Origin of the sequence: Streptomyces melanogenes (genome assembly GCF_014649795.1) — a bacterium.
Taxonomy (GTDB): domain Bacteria; phylum Actinomycetota; class Actinomycetes; order Streptomycetales; family Streptomycetaceae; genus Streptomyces; species Streptomyces noboritoensis.
Genome location: NZ_BMTS01000024.1, coordinates 96,557 through 107,764 on the forward strand (window position 1 = coordinate 96,557; position 11,208 = coordinate 107,764).

At 69.3% G+C, this 11,208-nt stretch carries 13 protein-coding genes; 7 read left to right on the forward strand and 6 right to left on the reverse strand.

Annotated elements, in window-relative coordinates; translation table 11 throughout:
- Window positions 1–99 precede the first annotated feature (99 nt).
- The 3 genes from IE252_RS35385 (at window position 100) to IE252_RS35395 (ending at window position 4,809) form a co-directional block, all read left to right on the forward strand.
- A complete protein-coding gene (locus tag IE252_RS35385; RefSeq protein WP_190093568.1) occupies window positions 100–1,899 on the forward strand; it encodes an ATP-binding SpoIIE family protein phosphatase in 1,800 nt (599 codons plus the stop codon).
- A 180-nt stretch (window positions 1,900–2,079) separates the two neighbouring features.
- Window positions 2,080–3,060 carry a LysR family transcriptional regulator gene (locus IE252_RS35390; RefSeq protein ID WP_190093569.1) on the forward strand — a complete coding sequence of 327 codons (981 nt, stop codon included), beginning with the start codon at window positions 2,080–2,082 and terminating at the stop codon, window positions 3,058–3,060.
- A 147-nt stretch (window positions 3,061–3,207) separates the two neighbouring features.
- Window positions 3,208–4,809, forward strand: coding sequence for a M4 family metallopeptidase (locus IE252_RS35395; RefSeq protein ID WP_190093570.1), 1,602 nt, complete (start codon window positions 3,208–3,210; stop codon window positions 4,807–4,809).
- Here the strand turns inward: IE252_RS35395 and IE252_RS35400 are convergent.
- The 4 genes from IE252_RS35400 to IE252_RS35415 form a co-directional block, all read right to left on the reverse strand.
- Entirely contained in the window at window positions 4,743–4,967 is a 225-nt protein-coding gene (locus tag IE252_RS35400) for an SUMF1/EgtB/PvdO family nonheme iron enzyme (protein ID WP_229848997.1), read from the reverse strand. The two genes, IE252_RS35395 and IE252_RS35400, sit on opposite strands and share 67 nt — an antisense overlap.
- A gap of 98 nt (window positions 4,968–5,065) precedes the next feature.
- Complete coding sequence (locus IE252_RS35405) at window positions 5,066–5,869, reverse strand: protein kinase family protein (protein ID WP_190093571.1); 804 nt, start codon at window positions 5,867–5,869, stop codon at window positions 5,066–5,068.
- A gap of 586 nt (window positions 5,870–6,455) precedes the next feature.
- Window positions 6,456–6,656, reverse strand: a complete 201-nt coding sequence (locus tag IE252_RS35410) for a hypothetical protein (RefSeq protein ID WP_190093572.1) — start codon at window positions 6,654–6,656, stop codon at window positions 6,456–6,458.
- A 133-nt stretch (window positions 6,657–6,789) separates the two neighbouring features.
- A complete protein-coding gene (locus IE252_RS35415; RefSeq protein ID WP_190093573.1) occupies window positions 6,790–7,392 on the reverse strand; it encodes a hypothetical protein in 603 nt (200 codons plus the stop codon).
- Between the two features lie 181 nt (window positions 7,393–7,573).
- On the opposite strand from IE252_RS35415, the gene IE252_RS35420 reads away from it, so the two are divergent.
- Entirely contained in the window at window positions 7,574–7,789 is a 216-nt protein-coding gene (locus IE252_RS35420) for a hypothetical protein (protein ID WP_190093574.1), read from the forward strand.
- A 164-nt stretch (window positions 7,790–7,953) separates the two neighbouring features.
- Window positions 7,954–8,394, forward strand: coding sequence for a hypothetical protein (locus IE252_RS35425; RefSeq protein ID WP_190093575.1), 441 nt, complete (start codon window positions 7,954–7,956; stop codon window positions 8,392–8,394).
- Between the two features lie 242 nt (window positions 8,395–8,636).
- Here IE252_RS35425 and IE252_RS35430 read toward each other — a convergent pair whose 3' ends face one another.
- Entirely contained in the window at window positions 8,637–8,807 is a 171-nt protein-coding gene (locus tag IE252_RS35430; protein WP_190093576.1) for a hypothetical protein, read from the reverse strand.
- Between the two features lie 240 nt (window positions 8,808–9,047).
- Between IE252_RS35430 and IE252_RS35435 the strand changes: the two genes are divergently transcribed.
- Together IE252_RS35435 and IE252_RS35440 are read left to right on the forward strand one after the other, a co-directional pair.
- Complete coding sequence (locus IE252_RS35435; RefSeq protein WP_190093577.1) at window positions 9,048–9,941, forward strand: RNA polymerase sigma-70 factor; 894 nt, start codon at window positions 9,048–9,050, stop codon at window positions 9,939–9,941.
- Window positions 9,942–9,989: 48 nt separating this feature from the next.
- Window positions 9,990–10,793, forward strand: coding sequence for an SDR family oxidoreductase (locus IE252_RS35440; RefSeq protein ID WP_190093578.1), 804 nt, complete (start codon window positions 9,990–9,992; stop codon window positions 10,791–10,793).
- 136 nt (window positions 10,794–10,929) lie between these two features.
- On the opposite strand, the gene IE252_RS35445 is transcribed toward IE252_RS35440, so the two are convergent.
- Window positions 10,930–11,208: hypothetical protein (locus IE252_RS35445; RefSeq protein ID WP_229848998.1), on the reverse strand; the 279-nt coding region annotated here is incomplete at its 5' end.

The window sequence follows — 11,208 nt, forward strand, 5'->3', positions numbered from 1 at the left end:
CTCCTGTCCGGCTGTCCGGCCGGCATCGGCCCAATTGGCCGGGAAGAGGTGCATGCTGGGCACCAGCAGGGATCGAGGTCCTGTCGGGAGGTCGAAAGAGTGAATGGCGGCAAAGGGAGGCGGCGCCTGGCCAGCCGTGCCTCGGCGGGGAAGGGGGCCGCGGCGCACCGGTCGGCCGGTGCCCGCAGGCGGCTCGGCCGGAGCGCCGGCGAGGTCCCCCTCGACCGGATCACCACGCGCGATAGGCTCGCCTGGCTGAACTCCGCCGGCTCCAGGATCGGCACGACTCTGGATCTGGAGCGCACCGCCCAGGAGCTGGCCGAGTTCACGGTGCCCGGCTTCGCCGACGGGGCCGCTGTCGACATCCTGGAGAGCGTCCTGCGGGGCGAGGAGGGCTCACGGTGGACGGGTAGGGGCGTCCCGCTCATGCGGGCCACGGCGCTGTGCGCCATCGAAGAGCTGTCCGCCCTGGAGCCCACTCCGGTGGGCGAGACCTTCGTCCGCACGGAGCAGGCGCACGAGACGTTGCTCCACCGGTACTGTCTGCGGCAGGGCAAGCCGGTGATGGTGAGCCGGATGCGGAGCGACGACTTCATCAAGGTCGCGCCGACGGAGAGTGCCGCGGCGAAGATGCGTGCCGCCGGAGTGCACAGCTATCTTGCCGTGCCGCTGATCGCCCGCGGGCTGCTGCTCGGCAGCGCTGACTTCGTACGCGGCCCCGGAACACCACCGTTCTCCTCCACCGACCTCGCACTGGCGGAACACCTGGCCTCCCAGGCCGCCGTCTACATCGACAACGCCCGGCTGTACGGGCGCGAGCGCGAGCACGTCATCTCGTTGCAACGCTCGCTGCTGCCGCGCGCGACCCCGGTGACGCCGGGGCTGCGTGTGCAGGCCGAGTACGCGCCCTCGACGGCCCACCACGGTGTGGGCGGGGACTGGTACGACGTCATGGCCCTGCCCGGCGGACGTACGGCCCTCATGGTGGGCGACGTCATGGGGCACGGGCTGCCCGCGGCCGCGACCATGGGGCGTCTGCGGGCGGTGGCTCGCACTTTGATGACCCTGGACATGGCTCCGGAGCGCGTCCTGGCCCGGCTCGACCTCGCCACGCGTGACCTGGAGGACGAGCAGGTCGCCACCTTCCTCTGCGCTGTCTTCGACCCGGCCGACTCCACCTACACGCTGGCCAGCGCCGGGCACCTGCCACCGCTGCTCCTCGACGGGCGGGGTTCCGCCGAGTTCGTGGACCTGCCCATCGGCGCGCCGCTCGGCGCGGGAGTGATTCCGTACGACCCGATCCGCCTGAAAGTCCAGGCAGGCGGCCATCTGGTCATGTACACGGACGGTCTGGTGAAGTCCCGGCATGCGGACCTGGACCACCAGTTGGAACGCCTGCGCTCGGCGGCGCGTGGTCTGGCACCGGAGGCTCTGGAAGGCGGCGGCCTGATCGGGAGCGCCCCCGCTGGCACTGCCCGTTTCGACGAGGCCGTGCTGCTCGTCGCGACGATCGCCTCTCCCGCCCCCACGGGCCTGCGCGAGTGGCAGCTGCCGCAGGAAGGGCGTGCGGCGTCCGTCGCCCGGGGCCTGGTCACCAACCAGCTCGCCGCGTGGGATCTGACAGAGCTCGCCGACGTCTGCGAACTCGTCGTCTCCGAACTCGTCGGCAACGCCCTGCGCTACGGCAACGGACCCGGCCGGCTCCGGCTGCTGCGCGGTGAGCGACTCGTTGTGGAGGTCTCGGACACGGGCCCGGACCTGCCCCAGATCCAGCACGCGGATCTCAGCGACGAGGGCGGCCGGGGCCTCCAGCTCATCAACATGCTTTGCCGCCGATGGGGCTCCTGCCGCACCGTGACCGGCAAGGTGGTCTGGGCGGAGCAGAACCTGCCCTCCTGAGGACCGCCGGAGCCGCTGGAGGGCAGGGACGCAGGACCGTGGCGTTCGCCCGCAGATTTTGCCGTCCCGTGGTTGCCGCCCCGACAGGTCCGTCAGACTCTTGGTCACCATGCCCCCGGGCAGCTGGTACTGCTGGTCACGGGGGGTGCAAGGGCTCTCCGCGCTGAGCGGGGAATGTTCATGCACCTCGAGTTCCGTCACCTCCGTGTCCTGCTCACCGTCGCCGAGGCCGGCAGCATCCGCGGAGCCGCCGCACGGCTGCAGCTCTCCCAGCCGGCCACGAGCGCTCAGCTGAAGCGGATCGAGCACGAGCTGGGCGGCCCCCTCTTCATCCGCAGCGCCGAGGGGGTGAAGCCGAACGAGAACGGTCAGTACGTCCTGCGCTGCGCACGTGACCTCGTGGTCGGCTTCGACCGGCTGCGCGAGCACGCGCGTTCGGCCGCCGAGGCGGACACGGAGGCTGCCGCGCCGCTGCGCGCGGGCGGAACCGCCGGCCCCCTGGCGCCGCTGCTGATCTCCGCCCTCTTCGAACTCGTCCCGGAACGCCGGCTCACCACCGATGCCCGCCGTTCCGTGCACACCCTGGTGAAAATGCTGAGCCGGTCGAAATGCGACATCGCGGTGTTCGGCGAGTTCCCGGGTTTCCCTCTTCCGGTCGGCGAGTCGGTGGCGACGCGCACGCTGCTGCGTGAGCCGGTCTTCGTCCTGCTCTCCGAGGACCACCCGCTGGCCCGCCAGGAGAGGGTCAGCCTGCACGAACTGAGGGGCGAGGAGTGGGTCATGCCGGAGGCCGACGAGAGCGGTGTGCACGCGTACCTCCATCTCACCTGTCAGTCGGCGGGATTCACTCCGCACATCGCGCACGTGACGCCGGACCTGTCCGTGGCGCAGATCCTGGTCGCCGGCCGGCGTGCCGTCTGCGGTGTGTGGCCGACCGCCGACGTCCCTGCCCCGGGCACCGTGCAGCGGCCGCTTGTGGACGTCCCGTTCCACCGGCGGCTGCAACTGGCCTGGAACACGGAATCGGTGCCGCCCCAGCTCGCCGACGCGGTGAGCGAGCGTCTGTTGGCCGGGTATTTGGCGCTGGTGCGGCAGCGGCCGCAGTACCTGGCCTGGTGGGAGGCCGGCGGCGAGGAGTTCGCCCTCGGCGCGGACAGGTGACCGGCCGGGCTGCGATTCCCCACCCCCTATAGCTCCGCAGTTGTATCCCACATGGGATCACGTCAGGAACATGTCACCTGGTGAACACTTCGCGTCAACGTCCACGGACGTCGTCACCCCCACGACGAGCGAAGGAAACACCCCGTCATGCCCCGTTCCCTCCTTGCCCTTTCCACGATGGTCGCCGCCGGTGTCATCACCGCAGGTGCGATGGCCATACCGGCGCACTCGCAGCCCCATGCGGTGCAGCACGCAACCTCCGTCCGCGACACGGCGATATCCCACGCCACGGCAAACGTGACCCGCCACGCCGACACCTTCGGATTCGGGGCGGGGCAGACGCTCCACGTCAAGGATGTCGTGATCGACGCCAACGGCACCCAGCACGTCCGCTTCGAGCGGACCTACCAGGACCTGCCCGTCGTCGGCGGCGACTTCGTCGTCCACCAGAAGGCCGACGGCTCGCTCACGGGATCCACCCACGCCAAGGCCCACCGGGTGGCGCCCAAGTCCGTCACTCCCACCCTCGACTCCAAGGGTGCTGCGGCCGGAGCCCTGAAGCACTCGCAGGGACTGGTCGGCAACGCCAAGTCCACCCCCGAGCTGATCGTGTGGGCCGCCGACGGCACCCCCCGCCTGGCCTGGCGCACCACGGTGCAGGGTCTGGGCGACAAGGGACAGCCGCACGGCGAGGTATTCGTCACCGACGCCACCACCGGCGCCGCGATCGAGAACTACGACGTCGAGCATGAGGCGACCGGCACCGGCCACTCCGAGTACACCGGTGACATCACCCTCGACACCACCCAGCAGGCGGACGGCACTTTCGCCCTGATCGACCCGACCCGCAAGCACATCACCAAGGATGCGCGCAACGCGTCTTCCTCGTCCCTGAACAGCTCCTCGGGCACGCTGTTCACCGACGCCGACAACATCTGGGGCGACGGCCGGAAGTTCTCCACCGACCGTTCCACCGCCGCGGTCGACGCGCACGCCAACACCGCGAAGACGTACGACTACTACAAGAGCACCTTCGGCCGCAACGGCATCAAGAACGACGGCCGCGGCGCCACCGTCTTCGTCCACGTCGGCACCAACTGGGACAACGCCCAGTGGTCGGACGCCTGCTTCTGCATGATGACCGGCGACGGCAACGGCACCACCGACCCCGAGCAGGTCGACCTCGACACCATGGGCCACGAGATGACCCACGGCGTCACCTCGGCCACCGCCAACCTGCGCTACAGCGGTGAGTCCGGCGGCCTGAACGAGGCCACCAGCGACATCCTCGGCACCATGGTCGAGTGGTACGCCAACAACCCGGTCGACACCCCCGACTACCTCTTCAGCGACCAGTCCACCCCGCCGTGGCTGCGCCGCTTCGACAAGCCGTCCCTGGACGGCCGCTCCGCCGACTACTGGTCGAAGTCCGTCGGCCGGCTGGACGTGCACAACTCCTCGGGCGTCGGCAACCACTGGTTCTACCTCGCCAGCGAGGGCAGCGGCGCCAAGACGATCAACGGCATCAGCTACAACAGCCCGACGTACAACGGCTCCACCGTCACCGGCATCGGCAACCAGAAGGCCTCCGCCATCTGGTACCGGGCGCTGACCGTCTACATGACCTCCACCACGGACTACAAGGGCGCCCGCACCGCGACCCTGAACGCGGCGAAGGACTTCTACGGCGCGACCAGCCCCGAGTACGCCACCGTGGCCGCGGCCTGGAGCGCGGTCAACGTCCTCTGACACACCGACGCACCGCCTGATCCGTGGGGTCCGCCCCGGATCACCTTCTCGGGCCCCGTCGTAACGGCGGGGCCCGAACTCCAGGCGCCGGCGCACCATTCCCATGCGTTGCCGACGACGTTGTGGGGGCGGTGGCCGTTCGGCTCGAAGGCGTCCACGAGACAGGTGCCGAAGTCGGCGTTGCGCTCCAGGCGCTACCTGCCATGTGACGCAACGGCTCCACGTAGGGGGTCGCCGTCGTCCCATCTGTTCGCCCTCAGTCCCAGAAGTCGGCCCACTGGCGGGCAGCGGTGACGGTCCGTTCGATTCCCTCCACACCGTACGTTTTCCAGTCCTCCCATGACCTTGCCTCTGCCTCGGTGAGGATGTGCACCGCCGCACGGGGGGCGCCAGCGAGGGCGGGAATGGTCAGTGCCCACGCCGCTGCCTCCTCGGGGGTCTGTCGTCCGTCCAGGACGAGCCGGAAGCCCCACAGGGCCGCATCAGCCCATGCCGGTCCCCGGGCCGCCCACGCCCAGTCGACCAGCCACGTCCGGTCGTGGCCGATCAGGAAGTTGGTCGCCGCCGGGTCCGCGTGCAACAGGGTCTGGCCGGTCAGCAGGGGTTCGTCCCCGGGCTCGCAGTAATGCCCCCACCGGTCCCAGGCCGTCATCAGTCCGACGTCGGGTGCCGGGCGGGTACTCAAGTCCCGCAGCACCTGCGCCACCCGCTCCAGGTGGTCGCCGTCGGTGGTGAAGTCCGCCCAGGGGGTGGCGGTGACGCCCTCGATCCCGAGGAGCCGCCAGCCCCCCGCGTCCACCTGCCACAGCACTTTGGGCGCGTAGTCGGGCAGATGGGGGCTGACGCACGCCTCCCTCTCCAGCTCCTCGGCCCGCTCGTGCCCGAGGGGCAGACCCTTGACGAAGACCTTCGAACCGTCAGGGAGGAAGAGCAGGGTGGCGATGCCGGAGCTGTCCCCCGTGGACATGTCGGCCTTCTCATACCCCGCTCCGACCCGGCCGTCCACCGCCGCGCGAGCCTCGGCGGGCAGCTGCTCCCAGCCGATGTGTTCCACGTGCATAGCCACCACTCGCGGTCAGGCGTCCGGGCTCGGAGGCATCGGGGGGACGGGCGGGTTTTTGTCCGGCCCTGGGGCTGAAGGGGGGCGTCCGGGCGGCGGCTTGGAGGGAGGACCCGCGGGTGGCTTTCGCGTTTCGATCACCATCGTCATAGGGGCGAGGGTAGGGCGGCGGCGAGCGGCGGCGCCAGGGGAGGGGAGGGCGGCTTCGTGTCGGGGGCGGTGGCCCCGGGGCAGGGCTGCCACAGCAGGTCTCCGCTTCTCCGGGGGTGAGTCGCCGGTCGTGCGGCTACGTGTCCCTGCGAGCCTGGGGATGGTGTCGGCGGCTGCTACGGAGCGCGCACGGGATGCATTGAGTTCCTCGTGAGACCCCGCTTGGGCCTGTGGCGTAGGCGGTGCTCACTTTGGTGGGACTGCCCAGGGGTGCGGCATGGAGCTGGCAGCGTGTGCTGACCTCCCCCGGTCCGCCGTATCCGGTGTGGCCGTGCGCGGTGAGGAGCGTGATCTTCTCGTCGTGAGGGTGACTGGGGTGCTGGGCACGGGCAGGCCGGCCCGGGGGTGGGAAGGGGCTGCGGAGGGGAGTGGTGTGTCAGATGTGACGGTACATCTCCTTGGTGGTGCCTGGGGGCAGTGCGCGTGACATGTGGAGGTAGGCCGTCCCGTAGGGGGTGTCGGTTCGCAGGAGTTCCCACTGGTCCAGTTCGTGTGCCAGGTAGCGGCGCAGCAGGTCACGGAACGTTGCGAATTCCTGATCGTCAAGCGGGCCGGTTCCTTCTGTCTTCTTGGTCATCTGCCGAACCTAGCCCAGGCGTGCAGCGGCACCGCCGCGGGGGACAGCTTGTCCACGAGCAGTCCCAGGACCAGGTGCCGGGTTCGGCGGCGGGGTTCGACCCGGGAGCGGCCGGCGCGGGCTCGGACGAGTCCTATGGTCTCAGCAGGAGGTCCGGGCCGTGGCGCTCCAGCCACACCGCCATGGCGTCACAGCTGTGGACGTAGTCCGCGGCTGTGCCCGGGCTCGCTGAGCCGCCTCGTTCGTGCGTCACTTCGTTGCGGACACGCCGCAGACGGTCGAGAGCATCCTTGATGTAGGGCGGAAGGTTCAACGCTCTGAGCATGGTCGCCGCTCGCGCGGACTGGTCAGTGTCAAGAACGCTCTGTGTCACGTCATAAATCACCTGTTCCAGGGCTCGCCACGAGCCCATGATCGCCATATCGGGATTGGTGGCTGCTGTTGCGAGCAGAGAGTCCAAGGTAGGCCCGCCGCGCCCCAGCCGCCGCGGAGCGTGCACCCCCAAGTTGTCTGAGGCACTGCCGGCTTCCTCCCCTCGGCGCACGGCAGCTTCAACCTCAGCGTTCGTCTCGGCTACTTCTTCCGAGAACTCGGCATCGATGCCGGGCGCACTCAGCGTTCGCACCCGCAGAAACAGACGCTGGATGTCGGCCCTGAAGACGTGTGCCGCGAAGACTGTGACGAGGGGCCAGGCCAGAACCTTGATGAAGTCGAGCACCAGGCGAGCTATCTCCACCACGTCATCATGGCGCTCGGCACGGCACTGCCGCGGTCGAACGTAAATCCTGGTTCGACAGACCGCCCGTGGGCTTCATATAGAGGCCCGGGCCCGGGCACCCTGCTTACACCGGATAGCGTGCGGTGCGGGCCCCGCGTCCAAATGGGTGGCCGGCTGCCAGCGAGCCGAGCAGCCCGCAGTGGAAGCGCTGATCCAGTGGCAGGAGGTCCGGGGCGACGGCCCCCGCGCCACCGATGATCCCGACCGCGACCTGCTGCGCTCCTTTGCGGCCGACGGCGCGGCGCTTGCCGAACGGGCTCGCCTGCGCGCCCAGGTGCTCACCCCCGGCGACGTCGTAAGCGCCGCCGTCCGCCTGGTCACCCTCGGAGAGCTTCCCGAGCCAACCGGGCTGTGAGCAGGTTAGTAAGCGCGTTAATGAGGTGTTATCGCTCTGTTAAGGGGCAGTGCCAGCATCGTCCATGTCGGCCACGAAAGCGCGGCCCGCTCCCGTGGTCAGCTGCTGGGTGTCTGCGGCAGTTGACCGATAATTCGGCTCCACGGACGAGAGAAGAGACTGGCGTGAAGAAGATTTCCTTTGGTCGCATAGCCAAGGTCGCCGTTCCCGCGGCCGCCGCGCTGGCGATGGTGACGGCCGGAGACGCGACCGCCGCGACGGAGTACACGGGCCATGTGACCGCGAGCTACGGCAACGCCACGCTGATGACGTACGCCACCAACTCGAACCTGGGTCTGCAGACCCTGGTCGCCGACACGGCGGCCGACAGCCACTCGGTGCAGCTGAACTGGACGGTGCACATTCCCGGCGGCGAGCAGGTGGCGAGTGACTCGTTCGTGATGTCGGCGGGCAGCGGAAGCGGCCAGGGCAAGACGTGGTGGTACTCGCCGTCCACTCTGAAGGGCAACACGTCGGGGTACGTCGAGTACTACATCTGCAAGTACTCGGGCGGGTTCAACAGCTCCTGCACCACGAAGTACTCGATCCGGTTCGACATCAGCTGACAGCGGCCCGGCCGGCGATCCGGCACCAGGCCACTGTTCCTCGTGCCGGCACACGCCGAACGTGGGCATCGAGGCTGCCAGCTGTGACTATCACCGATAGATGGCCACTGTGGTGAGTCGGGACACGGGGTTGGAACCGGTGCGGTGCGCGGCGGATGCGCCGTGGCTGCCGGTCTGTAGGGCAAGGACGACGGAGCCCCGCGGCGAGCTGCCGCGGGGCTCCGTCGTTGCTGGCGGGCCGGTCAGTCCCAGGTGGAGTCCTGGAGGTTGAACTTGCCCGGGGTGGCGCCCTGCACGAACCGCAGGTTGCCGTCCTGGATGATGAGCGGCCGGCCGGTGTTGCGGTCGTTCTGCCAGATCTCGTAGTAGGGGCCCATGTCATAGAACGTGACCGCGTCGCCCTTGGCGGACAAGACATACCAAGGCGCCGGCAGTCCCGTCCAGGTACCGCTTCGCGGCCGCCGCCTCACGAGGCGGCCGCGCCGTCACCACACCACCCACGCCAAGATAAGCTGCCTCGGCGGACGGGCCATGACCACCCTCAAAGGGTGGCGTCTCCCACGAGGCTCCGCTGCAGCACAACCGGATTACCGACGTGGTGAAGGCCATCCTCATCCTTCACCGCTCATCAGCGCGAGGTTGGAAAACGCTCCATGCACAAGGCGCAAGAGTTCGAGGCCTACCGGCCCCAGCTGTTCTCGTTGGCGTACCGGATGCTCGGGTCGGCGGCAGAGGCGGAGGACGCCGTGCAGGATGCCTATCTGCGGTGGCACGGGGCCGAGCCGGGCCAAGTCGTAGCGCCGGCGCGGTGGCTGGCAAAGGTGCTCACCAACCTGTGCCTGAACCGGCTGACCTCGGCGCGGGCCCAGCGCGAGGAGTACGTCGGGCCGTGGCTGCCGGAGCCTGTGCGGACCGACGCCGGGGCACTGGGGCCCATGGAGACGGCGGAGCAGCGGGACGCGGTGTCGCTGGCGGTGCTGGTGATGATGGAGCGGTTGACGCCGCCGGAGCGGGCGGCTGTGGTGCTTCGCGACGCCTTCGACTACAGCCATCGGGACATCGCGGGCGTGCTCGACTGCTCGGAGGCGAACGCGCGGCAGCTGTACCGCAGGGCCAAGCAGCACCTGACGGACGACCGGCCGAGGTTCGCCTCCTCGCCGACGCTGGGTGGCGAGCTGCTGGCCCGGTTCCTGGAGGCGGCGGCGGAGGGGGCGATGTCGCAGTTGGAGGCGTTGCTCGCCGACCAGGTGGTCGCGTGGTCGGACGGCGGCGGCAAGGTGAGTGCGGCGCGGCGGCCGGTCGTCGGGCGGGAGATGGTAGCCCGGTTCCTGGCGGGTATGTTCGCCCGGTGGGCGAACGGGGTGCGGATCGAGATCGTCGAGGCGAACGGCAGTCCGGTGGTGCTCGGCTGGGAGGACGGCGAGCTGACCTCGTTCGGTGCGCTGGAGGTCGGCGAGGCCGGGATCACCGGCATCCGAATCCTCCGAAACCCGGACAAACTGGCCTTTCTGGCGAATCAGCTGCCGGGGCTGTCACAGAACTCGTGAGTCGTCGGTTCTTTATCGGTGACGGCAATACGAGAGAGGCTGTGGCTGATGAAGAACGACGCGATCATGGTGACCGGTGCGACAGGTGTGCTCGGCCGAGAGGTGCTGGACCGGGCGCGCCGCACCGGGCTGCCACTGCGGGCCCTCACCCGCGGGGCCACGCTGCCGGACGACCCGGAGGTGGCCTGGTTCACCGGTGACCTGGCGGCCGGCACCGGACTGGACGAGGCGTTCGCCGGGGTCCGCACGGTCATCCACTGCGCGAGCGATATCCGGCACTTCAAGAACGACATCCCGGCCTTCCACCACTTGCTGGAGGCCGCGAGGCGCTCCGGGGTCGAGCACATCGTCAACATCTCGATCGTCGGGATCGACCGTATCCCGTACCCCTATTACCGGATCAAGCTGGAGTGCGAGCGGCTGCTGGAGGCCTCGGGGATCGGCTGGACCAATCTGCGCGCCACCCAGTTTCCCGAGCTGCTGAACATGGCTTTCGGGGTCCTGTCGAAGCTGCCCGTGGTCATCGTGCCGACCGGCACCGATTGCCAGCCCGTGGACCAGGGCGAAGTAGCGGACCGGCTGGTCGAGTTGGCCCTGGGCGAGCCGGGCAAGGGGGCACTCCCGGCCGGCGGCTGGGGGAGGGTGGCGGACCTTGCCGGGCCCACGGTGTACACGGCCGACCGGCTGGCCAAGGACTGGCTGCGCGCGGCGGGTAAGCGCCGTCGCGTCCTGCCGGTCTTCATCCCGGGGAAGATCGGGGCAGGCTTCCGTTCCGGCGCCCTGACCGCACCCGACCGGGCGGTGGGCAAGCGGACCTGGGAGGAATACCTGGCCGAGAGTGTCGCCCGCTGACCTCGACGTGATCCGTGCCAACGGGAATCGGGCGGGTGCGAGCCACTCGGGCCCGCACTGCCGGCGGCGGTTGAACCGTTTCAGACGCCGTCGAGAAGGAGATCGTGAGGGCCGATGCCCGCGCAAGCAGGCCGCTTCACTGGAGCTCGGCGAGTCGCTGCCGGGCCTGGGTAAGCTTCGGCCCGTACGTGACAGGGTCGCTCTGGTTGAGGGCAGCGTAGATGTCGATCGCTTCCTGTATCAGTGGGATCGCGCGCGGCTTCTGACAGGTGGCGACGAGGAGCGCAGAGGCGGGTGACATGATCCAGTCAGCGAGTTGCGGTCGGTAGGTGGGGTTTCTTGCGGCGAGGGGGCGGAGGTTGTCGATGGCTTTGACGGTGAGGTCTATTGCTTTGGGTTGCAGTTCGGGTTTGCC

What these genes read in the sequence shown, in the direction of transcription:
- IE252_RS35390 (WP_190093569.1), top strand. Translation starts at nt 2,080, where the DNA reads ATGCACCTCGAGTTCCGTCACCTCCGTGTCCTGCTCACCGTCGCCGAG.
- IE252_RS35395 (WP_190093570.1), top strand. Translation starts at nt 3,208, where the DNA reads ATGCCCCGTTCCCTCCTTGCCCTTTCCACGATGGTCGCCGCCGGTGTC.
- IE252_RS35405 (WP_190093571.1), bottom strand. Translation starts at nt 5,869, where the DNA reads ATGCACGTGGAACACATCGGCTGGGAGCAGCTGCCCGCCGAGGCTCGC.
- IE252_RS35410 (WP_190093572.1), bottom strand. Translation starts at nt 6,656, where the DNA reads ATGACCAAGAAGACAGAAGGAACCGGCCCGCTTGACGATCAGGAATTC.
- IE252_RS35435 (WP_190093577.1), top strand. Translation starts at nt 9,048, where the DNA reads ATGCACAAGGCGCAAGAGTTCGAGGCCTACCGGCCCCAGCTGTTCTCG.
- IE252_RS35440 (WP_190093578.1), top strand. Translation starts at nt 9,990, where the DNA reads ATGAAGAACGACGCGATCATGGTGACCGGTGCGACAGGTGTGCTCGGC.